Source organism: Streptomyces sp. HUAS CB01 (genome assembly GCF_030406905.1).
GTDB classification, from domain to species: domain Bacteria; phylum Actinomycetota; class Actinomycetes; order Streptomycetales; family Streptomycetaceae; genus Streptomyces; species Streptomyces chengbuensis.
In genome coordinates, this window is the sequence record NZ_CP129137.1 from 4,273,206 (window position 1) to 4,287,248 (window position 14,043).

12 protein-coding genes, 1 tRNA gene and 1 pseudogene are annotated in these 14,043 nt (G+C 73.1%); 4 read left to right on the top strand and 10 right to left on the bottom strand.

Annotated features, from left to right (window positions below; all coding sequences use genetic code 11):
* The first annotated feature begins 74 nt into the window (after positions 1 to 74).
* Both QRN89_RS18965 and QRN89_RS18970 read left to right on the top strand, forming a co-directional pair.
* Entirely contained in the window at positions 75 to 830 is a 756-nt protein-coding gene (locus tag QRN89_RS18965) for a SigE family RNA polymerase sigma factor (RefSeq protein ID WP_290350607.1), read from the top strand.
* Complete coding sequence (locus tag QRN89_RS18970) at positions 827 to 2,440, top strand: hypothetical protein (RefSeq protein WP_290350608.1); 1,614 nt, start codon at positions 827 to 829, stop codon at positions 2,438 to 2,440. Before QRN89_RS18965 ends, QRN89_RS18970 begins: the two co-directional genes overlap by 4 nt.
* A gap of 287 nt (positions 2,441 to 2,727) precedes the next feature.
* On the opposite strand, the gene QRN89_RS18975 is transcribed toward QRN89_RS18970, so the two are convergent.
* Both QRN89_RS18975 and QRN89_RS18980 read right to left on the bottom strand, forming a co-directional pair.
* Positions 2,728 to 3,477 (bottom strand): SURF1 family protein, encoded by a 750-nt coding sequence (locus QRN89_RS18975; RefSeq protein WP_290350609.1) that lies wholly within the window; start codon positions 3,475 to 3,477, stop codon positions 2,728 to 2,730.
* A 138-nt stretch (positions 3,478 to 3,615) separates the two neighbouring features.
* Positions 3,616 to 5,379, bottom strand: coding sequence for a S9 family peptidase (locus tag QRN89_RS18980; RefSeq protein WP_290353771.1), 1,764 nt, complete (start codon positions 5,377 to 5,379; stop codon positions 3,616 to 3,618).
* 173 nt (positions 5,380 to 5,552) lie between these two features.
* Here QRN89_RS18980 and QRN89_RS18985 point away from each other — a divergent pair.
* Positions 5,553 to 5,665: pseudogene (locus QRN89_RS18985) on the top strand (SAM-dependent methyltransferase); the annotation flags it as partial.
* A gap of 378 nt (positions 5,666 to 6,043) precedes the next feature.
* On the opposite strand, the gene QRN89_RS18990 reads toward QRN89_RS18985, so the two are convergent.
* A complete protein-coding gene (locus QRN89_RS18990; protein ID WP_290350610.1) occupies positions 6,044 to 6,739 on the bottom strand; it encodes a class F sortase in 696 nt (231 codons plus the stop codon).
* 65 nt (positions 6,740 to 6,804) lie between these two features.
* Complete coding sequence (locus tag QRN89_RS18995; protein ID WP_290350611.1) at positions 6,805 to 7,299, bottom strand: hypothetical protein; 495 nt, start codon at positions 7,297 to 7,299, stop codon at positions 6,805 to 6,807.
* 433 nt (positions 7,300 to 7,732) lie between these two features.
* On the opposite strand from QRN89_RS18995, the gene QRN89_RS19000 reads away from it, so the two are divergent.
* Positions 7,733 to 8,143: a VOC family protein gene (locus QRN89_RS19000; protein WP_290350612.1), complete on the top strand. Its 411-nt coding sequence runs from the start codon at positions 7,733 to 7,735 to the stop codon at positions 8,141 to 8,143.
* Positions 8,144 to 8,176: 33 nt separating this feature from the next.
* On the opposite strand, the gene QRN89_RS19005 is transcribed toward QRN89_RS19000, so the two are convergent.
* The 6 genes from QRN89_RS19005 to mptB form a co-directional block, all read right to left on the bottom strand.
* On the bottom strand, positions 8,177 to 8,701 hold the full coding sequence (locus QRN89_RS19005) for an HAD domain-containing protein (protein WP_290350613.1): 525 nt from the start codon (positions 8,699 to 8,701) through the stop codon (positions 8,177 to 8,179).
* Positions 8,702 to 9,085: 384 nt separating this feature from the next.
* Positions 9,086 to 9,544: a hypothetical protein gene (locus QRN89_RS19010; protein WP_290350614.1), complete on the bottom strand. Its 459-nt coding sequence runs from the start codon at positions 9,542 to 9,544 to the stop codon at positions 9,086 to 9,088.
* Positions 9,545 to 9,722: 178 nt separating this feature from the next.
* Positions 9,723 to 9,796: transfer RNA gene (locus QRN89_RS19015), tRNA-Pro, on the bottom strand.
* A 234-nt stretch (positions 9,797 to 10,030) separates the two neighbouring features.
* Positions 10,031 to 10,972: a metallophosphoesterase gene (locus tag QRN89_RS19020; protein WP_290350615.1), complete on the bottom strand. Its 942-nt coding sequence runs from the start codon at positions 10,970 to 10,972 to the stop codon at positions 10,031 to 10,033.
* The gene (locus QRN89_RS19025) at positions 10,855 to 12,207 is read right to left on the bottom strand and encodes a glycosyltransferase 87 family protein (protein ID WP_290350616.1); all 1,353 of its coding nucleotides are present in this window, start codon (positions 12,205 to 12,207) and stop codon (positions 10,855 to 10,857) included. The genes QRN89_RS19020 and QRN89_RS19025 overlap by 118 nt, the downstream gene beginning before the upstream one ends.
* Positions 12,192 to 13,814 carry a polyprenol phosphomannose-dependent alpha 1,6 mannosyltransferase MptB gene (gene mptB / locus QRN89_RS19030; RefSeq protein ID WP_290350617.1) on the bottom strand — a complete coding sequence of 541 codons (1,623 nt, stop codon included), beginning with the start codon at positions 13,812 to 13,814 and terminating at the stop codon, positions 12,192 to 12,194. The genes QRN89_RS19025 and mptB overlap by 16 nt, the downstream gene beginning before the upstream one ends.
* Positions 13,815 to 14,043 lie beyond the last annotated feature (229 nt).

The window sequence follows — 14,043 nt, forward strand, 5'->3', positions numbered from 1 at the left end:
AGGGCCTACGGTGCGTCGTCACAAGCGATGGTGTGCGCGTACAACCCTGAGGGGGGTCGGCGTGTCCAACAGGCGTGGCAGAGGTACTCGACATCACCGCGGTGGCCCCGGTCCGCGGCAGGGCGTTCGTCCCCGCCCGGTCGCCGGGCGTGCCCCCGATCCGGGGCGCCGGCAGGGCTCCGGCCCGCGGCGCCACGGTGCTCCCCCTCCGGGGGCCCCGCCCTTCCCCTGTCTCCGGCAGGGGTTCCGGCGGGATGCCGGTGATCGCTCCCATGCCGGCCGCACACTCCGCCCCCATACCGTCGCAGCGCGAAAGCGCTGAGGAGACGGTGGCCGCGGGCACCACCGTCGACCACCTCACCGAGACCTACCGCGCCCACTACCGGTCGCTGCTCGGTCTCGCCGCCCTGCTGCTGGACGACACCGCGTCCTGCGAGGACGTCGTCCAAGAGGCGTTCATCCGCGTCCACTCGGCGCGGCGCCGCGTCCGCGACCCGGAGAAGACCCTCGCCTACCTGCGGCAGACGGTCGTCAACCTGTCGCGGTCCGCGCTGCGTCGGCGGATCCTCGGGCTCAAACTGCTCTCCAAGCCGATGCCCGACATGGCGAGCGCGGAGGAGGGCGCGTACGACCAGCTGGAGCGGGACGCGCTGATCAAGGCGATGAAGGGCCTCCAGCGGCGCCAGCGCGAGGTGCTGGTGCTCCGCTACTTCGCCGACATGACGGAGGCACAGGTCGCCCAGACGCTCGGCATATCGCTGGGCTCGGTGAAGGCATACGGCTCACGGGGCATCGCGGCCTTGCGCGTTGCCATGGAGGCCACGGCATGACCAGGCACGAACGCGGGCACGAGCACGGACGCGAGGACCTCCCGCAGCAGGGTTCCGCGCCACGCGACGCGCACGGCTCGTCCGGCGACACACCGGACGAGAAGCACACGACTGAGCTTTACGGGCCGGACGGGCCGTTGAACGACCGGACTGGGAAAGAGACTGTGAACGACGGGCCGCGGAACGGAATGGACCACCAGGGGCTCGGGGGTGACACACCCCGGCGCGACGTGCCGTCCGGCGCGGAGACCCCCTCCGGCGACCTGCCGGGCCGGGACCGGCTGCTCCGCGACCTGCTGGGCGGGCCGGCCCAGGACGCCCCGGCGCCGGCCGGGAACGCCCGGCGGGAGTCCGACGGCCCGGACCGCGGCCACGAGGACCGCGAAGCGCGGCGGGCCGGGGGCCGGAAGGGCCGCCACGAGGACGGGAACCCCGAGGACCGCGAAGCGCGTCGCGAGAGCCGGCACGGCCACGAGGCCGGACCGTACGGCTCCGACGGCCGTACGGCTTCCGGTGGCTCCGCTGCCGCGCTGCCGGCCGCCGGTGCACCCGGTGCCCCGACTCCGGCCGTTCCCCGTCCCGCCACGCCCCCTGCCGCCGCCGTTCCCGACGTGACGGGCCCGGACGGTCTCGGCGGGGACGAACTGGCCCTGCGGCGGCTTCTCCGCGACACCGTCGGCGACCTCGAACCCACCGACGGCGCCCTGGACCATCTGCGCCGGGCCGTGCCCGCACGGCGCGCCCGCAAGCGCCAGGCCCTGGTGGGCATGGTGGCCTCCGTGATCCTCCTCGGCACCGCCGTCCCCGCCTTCGTCCATGTGGCGAGCTCGGGCGGCCTCGACGACCATCCGGTCAACGCCGGGCACGGCGAGCAGGCCCAGGGCGGCACCGGCGACGAGGAACGCCTGGACGGCGGGCAGGCGTCGAACGGCGACCCCGTCGGGGGGCAGCCGAACGTCCCGGGTGCGCCGAGCGCGAGGCAGCAGTCGCCGAGCCCGGGTGCCGCGGCGTCCCCGGGCATCCCGGGCGGCACGGGGGCCACCCCGTCCGACGGCGCCGTCGCCTCCACGCCCGTCTGTGAAGCCGGCCAGCTCGGGGTGAACGCGGCGCAGGCCGGCGCCGCCGAGGCCGACGGCAAGGTGTACGGCACCTTCCGCATCTCCAACATCTCCCCGAGCGACTGCTCGATCGGGGCGCCGGGCGCGGTGAGCTTCAGCACGGCGGGCGCCGCGGACGCCACGAAGATCAGTGTGGTCACGCACACCACCGGGGACGCGGCGAGCGGACTGCCCGACCCGTCCCAGGAGATCAGCGCCGTGGTGCTCAAGCCCGAGGCGTCGTACGAGGTGAAGTTCGCCTTCGTCCCCTCGGAGACCTGTCCCACGACCGGAGCCTCACCCGATCCGACGCCCACGGACGGCACTTCGGGCACCACCGACGGCGCGGGCACGACCCCGAACACCGAGCCCCAGCTCGACGAAGGGACCGTGGCGGACGGCAGCGTCTCGGTGGTCCACACCCCCGAGGCGGGCGGTCCGAGCGCGGAGGTCACGATCCCCAACGCCTGCGCCGGCACGATCTACCGCACGGGTGTCCTCAACCCGTCCTGACCGCCCGCCCGCGGGTCTGGCCCGGCATGTGCCGTGACCGCCCCGGCGCTTTCCGGGCGGCGCCGCGCCGCACGTCGACACGGCGGCCCACCCCCGCCGTGCGGGCCGGGGAGATCCGTCCGGTCCTCCGAGATCGCGTCGTGGTGGCTGGTTCGCAGGGAGCGAGCCGACAGCCCACCCGCAGTCCGCCGCGCGCGAGTCGGCGGCCCACACGTGTGCGGGCCGGGCGCCGCCCGCTCTCCCGGCTTCCCTGCGCGGAGGCCCGACCACGGGTCCGCGCGGCCGGATCACGCCGGGTCGAGGCCCAGCGCCTGGTCCTTGGCGGCCTCCGCCTCGCGACGCACGAAGCGGAACCACATGAACAGCACGAAGCCCGCGAAGGCGAACCACTCCAGCGTGTAGCCCAGGTTCTGGAACGCCTTGAGGTCGAGCCCACTGCCCTGCGGAGCGGCCGCGGGCACCGGACGCATCCCCTCCGGCGCGGTGGTGAGCGTGATCCACGCGTCGTACACGTCGTCCGGGACGAGGTTCACCAGCGAGGCGGCGCTGATCATGCCGAGCTGACCTCGCGGCAGGCCCCCCGCGGCGTGCACCCCGTCGCTGCTCTGGGTCTCCGAGGCCTGCAGCGCACCGGTGACCGTCACCTGACCCGTCGGGGCGGGCGGTGCCGTCGCCCCGGTGGGCAGCCAGCCCCGGACCACCGGCAGCGCCCTGCCGTCGTCGGTGTGGAGCAGCGTCAGGACGTACGAGCCCCGGCGTCCGTCCAGCTCCCGACCCGGCACGAGGAACTGCTCGCCGTACCGGCCGTCGGCCCTGGCGAGCCGACCCGAGGTGTCCTTGTCCACCGGCAGCAGCTCCGCGAGCGGTGCCGCTGCCTGCTCGCCCTGTTCAGGCCGCTGCTCGGCGGCCCGGTGGGTGTCGACGCGGTCCTCGAACCGGCCGAGCTGCCAGGTCCCCATGAAGATGCAGAAGGGGATCGCCAGCGCGACGAAGACATTGATCCCCCACCAGCGGGGCGTCAGCAGGAACCGGTACACGCCTCCACGGTACGGAACGCCCCGCTTTCCTCCTCTCCCGGGTCCCGGTTCGGCCCGTCCTGCCGCCGGGCCTCGGCTGCCCGGGCCGCCGGGTCCCGGTGACGTCCGGGCCCCCGGCGGCCGTGGCCCCGGCGCCCGCTACCGCAGGTGCCGCTCGGCGAAGGCCAGCTCGAGCCGCACCTGCTTGATCCGCTCCTCGACCACCAGCGAGCCGTGACCCGCGTCGTACCGGTACACCTCGTGGACCGCGCCCCGGGCCGCGAGGCGGTCCACGTAGTTCTCCACCTGGCGGATCGGGCAGCGCGGGTCGTTGACGCCGGCCGAGATGTAGACCGGGGCACGGACCGCGTCCACGTACGTCAGCGGGGACGAGGCCTCGTAGCGCTCCGGTACCTCCTCCGGCGTGCCGCCCAGCAGCGTGCGGTCCATCGCCTTCAGGGCCTCCATCTCGTCGTGGTACGCCGTGACGTAGTCCGCGACGGGCACCGCGGCCAGGCCCAGGGCCCAGGAGTCGGGCTGCGTGCCCAGCCCGAGCAGCGTGAGGTAGCCGCCCCACGAGCCGCCCGACAGGATCAGCTTCTCCGGGTCCGCCACACCGGAGGCGACGGCCCACGCGCGGACCGCGGCGACGTCCTCCAGCTCGATCAGCCCGACCCGGTGCTTCAGGGCGTCGGTCCACGCCCGCCCGTACCCCGTCGAGCCCCGGTAGTTGACCCGGATCACCGCATAGCCGTGGTCGACCCAGGCCGCCGGCGCGGCCGCGAAGGCGTCGCTGTCGTGCCACGTCGGGCCGCCGTGGATGTCGAAGACGGTCGGGAACGGCCCCTCTCCCTCGGGCCGCTGCACCAGCGCGTGGATCCGGCCGCCGGGCCCCTCGACCCACACGTCCTCCACGCCGACCGAACCGGGCGCCTTCATCCCCGGCGGGTCCAGCACCTCCCGGCCCGTCGTGGAGCGGACCCTCGGCGGCTGCGCCGCGGACGACCACAGGTACTCCACCGTCCCGTCCGGCCTGGCCGTGGCGCCCGAGACCGTCCCCGCCGGGGTCTCCACGCGGGTCAGCGCGCCCGTGGCCGGGTCGAACCGCCACAGCTCGCTGCGCGCCTCGAAGCTGTGCGCGACGAGCAGTGCCGAGCCGTCCGGATACCACTCGGCGCTCACATCGCCCGGCAGATCGATCGCCAGGTCGGTCTCCTCTCCGGTCGCCACGTCCCACAGCATGGGCTCCCAGCGCCCCCGCCGCTGGTGGCCGACCAGGAGCCGGGTGTCACCGTGGACCGGGGCGAAACCGAGGACCTCCAGCCCCAGCTCCTCCGAGCCGCCCCTGGTGTCGTCCAGCTCGCACACCGTCGTCCCGTCCAGCCGGACGACCCGCAGCGCCGCGTGCATCGCGTCCCCGTGCTCGGTGTGCTCCAGCGTGAGCAGCGTGCCGTCGTGGGAGAGGTCCCCGACGCCCGCCGACTCCCGGTGCCGGTAGATCTCCACCGGTGCGGCGCCGGGACGCGCGACGTGGATCGTCGTCCCGTCCTCGTCCGTGGAGCGGCCCACCACGGCGGTGCCGTCCCGGCCGAGGGCCACGCCAGCGCTGTACGAGGGCTCGAGGCCCGGCGTCGCCGGTTCGTCCGGTCCGCCGCCGAACGGCTGCCGCATCCAGACGCCGAACTCGTCGCCGTCCGTGTCGGAGAACCACCAGATCCACGCGCCGTCGGGGGTGAGTATCCCGTCCGTCGTCCCGTTCGGCCGGTCGGTCACCTGGCGCTGTGCGCCGGTGGCGCGGTCCCAGGCGTACAGCTCGTACGTCCCCGTCGCGTTCGACACGAAGAGGGCGCGGTCCGGGGCGTCCTCGGCCCAGTCGGGCAGCGAGACCCGGGGCGCGCGGAACCGCTGCTCCCAGGCCGGCATGTCCGCGGGCCCGCCCGCGGACACCGCCGGGAGCTCCGCGGCGGGGACCGCGGGAACGGCGGTGGGCGTGCCGGACGCCGTGGATTCGGTGATCTCAGTCATGCCCACCATTCTGCGCCGCCGCGCCCACAATCCGTTCGCCCCCTCCGGAGCCTGTGGACAACCTCCGCGGCATGTACTCACCACCCCCTCCCGACTGGCGCGAGGCCGACCGAGCCCGGTGGGACGAACGGGTCCCGATCCACGTCGCGGGCGCCTCCACGATCTCGACGCCTTCCGCGCCGGGGCCGCGGGAAGGAGACGAAGCCCCGTCAGCGCACGGCCGCGTAGGCGGTCAGCCGCGCCATGTTGCCGGTCCAGGCGGAGGTGGTGATTCCGATGGGGAGGTCCGGGGAGGGGTTCACAACCCGGGTACGACGGCGGGGAGTCGGGCGTATGCCCTTACGCCTACCACCGGGCTCAGCGGCGCTCAAGAGTTCTCACACATGATGTTTGTTCATTGAAATGAACCCTATGGTGGGCGGCGGATCGGATGCGGCGCAGCCGGTTCCCCGGTCCTCGGCCCGCTGCATCGGCGACGATCACGGCGGCCCTCTCCCGCACCTCTGCGGCGTACGAACCCGTCAGGCGGCCCGGAGCCGGGCGCTCCCGCGGGAGGGCAGGGCTAGGTCATGCGCTTGAGCGTCGCGTAGACGACGAGATTGCCGAGATAGCCCGTCTTCTTGGTGTATCCCCCACCGCACGTGATCACCCGCAACTGGGGGACGCCGGCCCCGGCGTACACCTTCTTGCTGGGAAAGGAGTGCTTCGCGTACACCTCGACGGCGTCCACGGCGAAGTGCGCCGTACGCCCGTCGAGTCGGGTGACCTGGATGGCGCTGCCCTTGGTGAGTGCGCCCAGCCGGTAGAAGACGGCGCGGCCGGTGGGGGTGTCGACATGGCCGGCCACGACGGCCGCACCGACCTCCCCGGGCGCGGGCCCCCGGGAGTACCAGCCGGCGAGTTGCGCCTTGTCGACCGGCGGAACCTCCAGCGCGCCGTTCTTGCCCAGCGCGAGGTTCATCATCGGGGTGTCCACACCGATCGCGGGGATGCGGAGCCGCACCGGCACGGAACGCGGCCGCGTACCGGGCGGCGCCGCGGCCGCCCTTCGGGGAGCCGGTCCGGCGGCGAGAAGGGGCGGGACGCCCGGTCCGAAGGAGACCGCCGGGCCCGGCACCGGTGGGGTGAAGGCCTGGGCGGCGGACGGCTGGGGAGCCGTCTCGCCGCGCAGCCCGTGAACCAGCAAGCCGATGCCGACCAGCAGCATGACGCCGAACACCCTTGTCGACGTGAGGAGGGAGGAGTGCTTGCGTCCCATAGCGGTCCGGGCTCCGGTCTCGGTTACGGAGGTGACGGGTCCCGTCGGCCGGCGCCGGGGGACGCTCAGGCTGCCGAACCGTTGCCGTGACGGCGCCGCAGCGTCAGGACACCGCCCGCCGTCGCGGTGAGGACCAGTACGGCTCCGATGGCCATCTCCGTGCTGTTCATCCCGCCACCACCACCGAATCCACCGCTGACGGCACCGTTCGGACGCCCGGCGACCTCGAATTCGGACTGGACGCGGACTCCGGGCGGGCACTTGACCGTGATGTCGTACGTGCCTTCCTTCGCGTTCGCGGGAACGGTGAACGTGCCCTCCAGTTCCCCTTCGCGGCCGCTCTCGGTCAGGTTGATCTGACCTCCGATCTCCGCCTGGCCCTTGGCATAGGTCGCGCCCGGCTCACAGGCCCCCGACGTGCTGACGGTGATGGTCGAGCCGGGATATCCCACCTCGGGACTGACCGTGATCTCGGACCCTTCGGCGACTGCCGCGGGAGCCGGGATGCCGAGTGCGGCCAGGGCCAAGGCGCTGCCGGCGAGAAGACGTGCGGTACGCATTTTCACCACCCTCCGAGTGGCGCGGGTCAGGACTCGTTGCCCCGATGAGGACGCCGCGCTTCAGGGGGAAAGGCAACCAGTTCTTGTGATCAAACGACCGCAGTGAAATGGCCCGACGACTCGTCGTCGATTTCCTGCCGTGCCATTCCCACAGGTCGCGACGGCCGCAATACGCTCAAGGGCGGAATGTCGAAACGGCATGGCGAACGGGTGGCGACACGCGGGTCGCGGCCGACGCCCGGGCGTGTCGCGGGGCTTGCGCGAATCCGCGGCGGCGGCCGCCCTGGCCGACGGAAGCCTGTGCGGGGCGGCCCGGCGCAGGCCCCGGCCTGCGTCCGGCGCGGCGGCAGCGAGCCCGAAGTCCCGGCGCCAGTCCGTCCCATGACACCGCCTCAGAAGAACGCGCAGCCGCAGAGAGAGGAGAAGTGACACCGTGAGCGCACTTTCCCACGCCCGCATCGCCACCAGGCTCCCCGCCCAGGACCTCGACAGGGCCCGGCGCTTCTACTCCGAGAAGCTCGGTCTCGACCCCGTCGACGAACGCCCCGGCGGCCTGCTCTACCGCTGCGGCGGTTCGCACTTCGCCCTCTTCCGGTCCGCCGGGGCGTCGTCGGGCACCTTCACGCAGATGGCCTTCGAGGTCGACGACATCGATGCGGCCGTCACCGAGCTCGAGGGACGCGGAGTGGTCTTCGAGACCGTCGACCTGCCCGGACTGAGGACGGTGGACGGCGTCGCCGACATCGAGGGCAACTACCCCTCCAAGGGCGCCCGCGGCGAGCGTGCCGCCTGGTTCCGCGACAGCGAGGGGAACATGCTGGGGGTCGGACAGCCGGTGCGGTGAAAGTGGCCGCAGCGCCCGTCCGGCCCGGCCCGTTCACCATCCGCGCAGCCAGTCCTCGATGAGGTCCAGGTCGTCGTCCCGCAGGCCACGGCGGGGATCGACGCGATGGAGCAGGGCTCTGTCCCCGTGGCGGGCGGCCGTCCAGGCTCTGTCCGCGTCGCTGATCTCGTCGTCGACCCAGACGAACGGGCGGCCGCCGGCCCGGTCGAGAAGAGGCCGCGTCTTCCAGTGGAGCCCCGCTCGCCGATCCCGCTCCTCCTGCTCCGACGGCTCCGGCCAGTCCACCACCGCGAGGCGGGGCAGCCCGAGCCGCGGTGCGATGCACTCGTTCGCGTCGTCCAGCCACGTCGTGGCCCAGACGAGCTCACAGGGGAGCGCCGCCAGCCGCGGACCCAGCGCCGGATCGAGCCGGTCCAGCAGCGGGTTCGCCCCGGCATCGCCCTCCTCTCGCGGCGTCTCCCCGCCGGCCTCGTACGCGCCGGGTCCGGCACCGAACGGCAGAAGGGGCCCGTCGACATCGAGGAAGAAGAGGGGGCGGCCGGCCCTGGCATCGGTCACCGAGGCACGATATCCGCCGCCTGCGACACCGCCCCCGGAACCACTCAGGGGCCCGACCCGCGACGCGGATCAGGCCGCTGACCGTTCGCACGCCGACCAGGGCACCGGCACCATCAGCTCGGGGGGAACGGGTGTGCGCGGACTTGCGGATTGCCGGATCCGACGTCAGCCGTCGCGGACCGGGTCCAGGATCTCGTCGCGGACCGCGATCATGGTCAGCTCGTCACGGGCCTCCATGTTGTACGTCCCCGGCTTGGAAGACCACGTACGCGGATATCTGCTGACCTGGCGAGAGGCTGAAGCGCGGGGAGTGGCTCCGGCCCCGGTACTCCGCGTGATGCTCCGCTGGTCGCCGACCAGCCGGGCGCATGAGGGGCACGCCGCCTAGACAGGCTCTTGGCAGACCTCGACCTTCACAGGGCCGTGCTCCCGGATGACTGCCCAGGCCTCCCGCGAGGTGAGAGTTTCCGCCCACTGGTCGACATCGTTCCCTGAATCGTGGAAGAACCAGGAGTTGAAGTCCCCCAGGGCTGCCAACGCTGGTGTCGGCTCGTACACCAGCTCGCAGTGAACCTGCACGAGGTGATCGTGGTCGCCCGCCTCGTCCAGGACCTCGAACTGGCGCGTGAGGTCCAGGGAGAACGCCGGTGTGCCGTGGAACGAGAACACTCCGTACTGGAACAGCAGGCCGTCGGCGTCGGGGGAGCCTGATGTGTCGAACCGTAGTCGCCCGAATCGGATGAATGCCGACCAAGCGTCCTGAGTTGCCGGGGCACTCGACAGCCCGCCCAGCTGCTCCCGTAGGAGGCGTACCGCGACGTCCACTGATGGCCTGCCGGGCATGCGCTGATCCCTTCGCTGGGTCCACCGGAAGCAGGTCCGGCCCGTGCTCCAGACCGGCGTCGTGGTGATGGACGGCATCTTCGAGCGATCTCCAGCGCTGGCCACGCCGAGGGACAGACAGCAAGGCCAGAGGGTCCTCACCGATTCGGCAAGGACCCTCTGGCCTGCTACTTAGCTGTCGGGGTGGCGGGATTTGAACCCACGACCTCTTCGTCCCGAACGAAGCGCGCTGCCAAGCTGCGCTACACCCCGATGTCACTCGCTCTCGCGGCGACGTCGTTTACTTTAGCCCACCGGCGCCCGGAGACGAAATCCGGTTTTACGGGGCCCTCACCTGGGGCGGAGCGGCATGAGCGGTGCCGGTCGGCGTCCGGGGAGGGGCGGGTGCGAGCGGGGGAGCATCGGGCGTCACACCCGTACCGTCGGGCTCCTGCCCCTGCGGGTGGCCCTCGGACCACCGCCCGGAGGGACGGCGGCTGCTTCCCCTCAGTCCCGCGCCACCAGCGTCAGCAGCGTCGCCTCCGGAGGGCAGGCGAAGCGGACCGGGGTGTAGCGGTTCGTGCCGCAGCCGGCGGAGACGTGGAGGTAGGAGACGAGGCCGTCGGACTCGTGGGTGGAGAGGCCCTTCACCCGGTCGGTGTCGATGTCGCAGTTGGTGACCAGGGCGCCGTAGAAGGGGATGCACAGCTGGCCGCCGTGGGTGTGGCCCGCGAGGATCAGCGGGTAGCCCTCGGTGGTGAAGGCGTCCAGGGAGCGCAGATAGGGGGCGTGGACGACGGCCATCGAGAAGTCGGCCGTCTTGTCCGGGCCGCCGGCGACCTTCTCGTAGCGGTCCCGCTTGATGTGGGGGTCGTCCAGCCCGGTGAAGGCGAGTTCGAGTCCGCCGTCGAGCTTCAGTCGGCCGCGCGTGTTGTTCAGGCCGAGCCAGCCCGCCGCGTCGAACGCGTCCCGGAGGCCCTCCCACGGGTTGTGCACCACGCCCACCGCCGGGGCGTTGCCGTTGAGCCCGTGGCGGCCCTGGGCCTTCTCGAACAGATAGCGGGCCGGGTTGCGCAGCTTCGGGCCGTAGTAGTCGTTCGAGCCGAAGACGTACACGCCCGGGTACTCCATCAGCGGCCCGAGGGCGTCGACCACCTCGGGCACACCGTTGGGGTCCGACAGGTTGTCGCCGGTGTTGACGACGAGGTCGGGGCGCAGCCCCGCCAGGGACTGCAGCCAGGCCCGCTTCTTGCGCTGTCCGCACACCATGTGGATGTCGGAGACCTGCAGGACGCGCAGAGGCCGCATCCCTCTCGGCAGGACCGGGACCGTCACCCGCCGGAGCCGGAAGGAGCGGGCTTCGAACCCGGCCGCGTAGGCGATGCCGACTGCTCCGAGAGCCGTGACACCGGCACCGATTTTGAGGGGGAGGCCGTAGCGTGCGCGCATGCGCCCATCGTCGCAGACGGTCCGCTCTCCGCATACGGCCCGTCCCCGTCCGTGCCCGGCCGCCCGAGCGGCAGCAGCAGGAGCAGGAGCAGTGCTATCCACACGTAGGCGTTGGCGCCCAGGAACCCGGGCACACCGCCGTCGTTCCAGCGCCACAGCCAGACCATGCTGCTGCACAGGACGGCGTAGCTCGCCAGGGCCCAGGTCAGCAGCCTGCGGCGGCGTTCCCCGCCCGGCGCGGCCCGCAGGCCCTTGTCGGTGAGGACGGCGAGGGCCGGGATCAGCCAGACCAGGTGGTGCACCCAGGTGACCGGGCTCACGAGGCACGCCGCGATTCCCGTCAGGGCGAAGCCCGCGAGCTCGTCACCCGCGGAGACGGCCTGCCGCACCCGGCGGGCCCACAGCCACATCAGGAGCAGTACGCCCACGGCCCACACCGCGCGGCTGGGCTCGGCGAACGGTTCGGTGAGCCGGGCCAGCATGCCCTGCCAGGACTGGTTGGAGACGTAGGAGAGCGAACCGACCCGCTCGGTGTTCCACATCGCCTCGGTCCAGAACGTGCGCGATGCCGTCGGCGCCGCCCAGGCCGCGAGCAGGGTCGCGGCGCTCGCCGTGCCGATGGCGACCCCGGCCGCCCGCAGGCGCCGGGTGACCAGCAGGTAGCAGATGAAGATCGCCGGGGTGAGTTTGATCGCGGCGGCGAGACCGATGCCGAGACCGGCCAGCCGGCCGAGGGACGGGAACCGCTCGCGCCCGGCCGTCAGCAGCCAGCAGTCGGCGAGGACCAGCGCCAGCAGGAGCAGATTGACCTGGCCGAAGCTCACGGTGTCGCGGACCGGCTCCAGCAGGGCGAACATGCAGGCCGCCACGGCGTACGCGAACCATCTGTGCCGGCTCTCCCGCCGGATGGTCGCGTCGAGGCAGACGTGGAGGATCACGGCGGCGGCCGCGACGTTCATGAGCTGGCTTATGGCCAGCGCGCTGTGCCAGCCGACCAGGGTCATCGGCAGCATGCACAGCGCCGCGAACGGCGGATACGTGAAGCCGTAGCGGGTTCCGGGCCTGAGGTAGTCGTAGATCGGGTGGCCGCCGATCCAGTGCTCGACCGCCCCGTAGTAGACGTGGAGGTCGAACCAGTGCCGGTGGAACGGCACGGTCGCGAGGAAGAAGACCACCACCGCGGACATGCCGAGTGCCACCAGGACACGGCCCCGTGTGGTCACGGGGATCCGCACGCTGTGCTCCCCAGCGGACGGTGCGGGTCCCGCGCCGGGCTGTCGGGCGCCGGAGGGGAATCCTGGGGACGGGGTGCCGCCGGAGGAGGCACCTTCGGGCACGAAGCCGTCGGAGGACGTTCCTCCGGACGGGGAACTGCCGGAGGGAGTGCCTCCGGGCGGGCGGCTTCCGGAGGGAGTGCCTCCGGAAGAGGGGCCCTGTCTGCCGCTCGTGCCGCCACCCTGTATGCGCACCACAGCGCCAGTACCCCCAGTGTGCTTCCGCCAACTGCGATCAACAGCTGATTATGGTCGGGCGCGAACCCACTCGGCATCACCACAAGAGCGAGAACTCCGCTCAGCAGGGCCGCCGCGCGCCTCGGGCGCACCGCACCCCCGGGCGCCGTGGCGGCGATCAGGAACACGCCCCACAAGACGTACCACGGACGGATCGCCGGGCCCAGGACGGCCACGGCACCCAGGCTGAGACCGACCGCGTACACCGGCCGACGCAGATGGTGGCGCTTCCAGAACACGAGGACGGCGACGGCGGTGGCGGCGAGACCGGTCAAGTGCCAGGCGGGAACGGCGAATTCCGCGAGCCCGCTGCCCACCCTCCGCAGCGCCGCCCCGGTGAGGCGGCCGAGCGTCGAGGTGAGCGACCAGTTCCCCGGTGACACCGGGGTGTCGAGAGCGGACGTCCAGCCGTAGCCGGTGCCGGCCAGTGCCGTGGCCGCGACGGTGGTGGCGGCCGCCGTGCCGCCGGTGACGAGGGCGGCCCGCAGCCGCGGGTGCCGGCCGGAGCCGCGCCGGGCCCGGAGCAGCGCGACGGCCGGCAGCCCCAGTGCGGCCGGGGCCTTCACCAGTGCGGCGAGGGTGACGAGCGCGGCACCGACGGCCGGCCACCGGCCGAGCGCCGCGACGAGGCCCGCGCCCAGCAGCCCCAGCATGACCGCGTCGTTGTGGGCGCCGCCCACGAGGTGCAGCAGCACGAGCGGGTTGAGTCCGCCGAGCCACACGGCGGTGCGCGGGTCGGCGCCGCAACGCCGGGCGAGCGCCGGAAGGCACAGCGCCATCAGCGCCACGCCGAGCAGCGCGACCAGCCGCATGCCGAGGACCCCGGTGACCACGCCGGCGCGGGCGAACTCGGCCAGCGCGGACGCACAGCCGAGGAAGACCGGGCCGTACGGGGTCGGCGTGTGCCGCCAGACCGGTGCCACCTCGGCGGTCAGCGGGCCGCCGAGCCGGGACGGGCCGTGGGCGTAGACGTCGATCCCGGCGTCGACCATCGCCCCTTGCGCCAGATAGCTGTACACGTCCCGGCTGAACAGGGGCGGGGTGAGGAGCAGCGGTGCCGCCCACAGCGCGAGGGTGAGCAGCAGGCTGCGGAGGCTCGGCGGCGCGGGCCCGCGCGCGGTCCGCCCGAGCAGCGCCCAGGCGGCCACCAGCAGCACCAGTCCGAAGTAGGCCGCGGCCAGTCCGAGCACGGCCGCGCCCGAGTGCGGCGCCGGGACGTCGCGTACGGGCAGGGCACCGGCCGCCGTACCGCCCGCGGCCAGCGCCGCCGACCCCGTGAGCCCGAGCAACTGGCAGCGCCGGGTGTCGACGGGGAAGCGGAGGACCGGCATGGGCGCAGGCTGTCAACGGCCGGTGGCCGCAGCCCGACGCGGGCACCACCCGGAGACGGCCACGACGTGTCCGGCGCCTGACGCGCGGAGGTCGGGCCGAGGCCGCGCGGAGGTCGGGCCGAGGCCGCGAGGGAAGGGACCACGGGCGGCGGGGGAAAGGTTCGCGGGCCGCGAAGGAAGAGATCGCGCCGCGAGGGAAGGGACCACGGGCGGCTCGGGAAGGGACGAC

What these genes read in the sequence shown, in the direction of transcription:
- QRN89_RS18990 (WP_290350610.1), bottom strand. Translation starts at nt 6,739, where the DNA reads ATGGGACGCAAGCACTCCTCCCTCCTCACGTCGACAAGGGTGTTCGGC.
- QRN89_RS18980 (WP_290353771.1), bottom strand. Translation starts at nt 5,379, where the DNA reads ATGCCGGCCTGGGAGCAGCGGTTCCGCGCGCCCCGGGTCTCGCTGCCC.
- mptB (WP_290350617.1), bottom strand. Translation starts at nt 13,814, where the DNA reads ATGCCGGTCCTCCGCTTCCCCGTCGACACCCGGCGCTGCCAGTTGCTC.
- QRN89_RS19010 (WP_290350614.1), bottom strand. Translation starts at nt 9,544, where the DNA reads ATGCCCGGCAGGCCATCAGTGGACGTCGCGGTACGCCTCCTACGGGAG.
- QRN89_RS18995 (WP_290350611.1), bottom strand. Translation starts at nt 7,299, where the DNA reads ATGCGTACCGCACGTCTTCTCGCCGGCAGCGCCTTGGCCCTGGCCGCA.
- QRN89_RS19020 (WP_290350615.1), bottom strand. Translation starts at nt 10,972, where the DNA reads ATGCGCGCACGCTACGGCCTCCCCCTCAAAATCGGTGCCGGTGTCACG.
- QRN89_RS18970 (WP_290350608.1), top strand. Translation starts at nt 827, where the DNA reads ATGACCAGGCACGAACGCGGGCACGAGCACGGACGCGAGGACCTCCCG.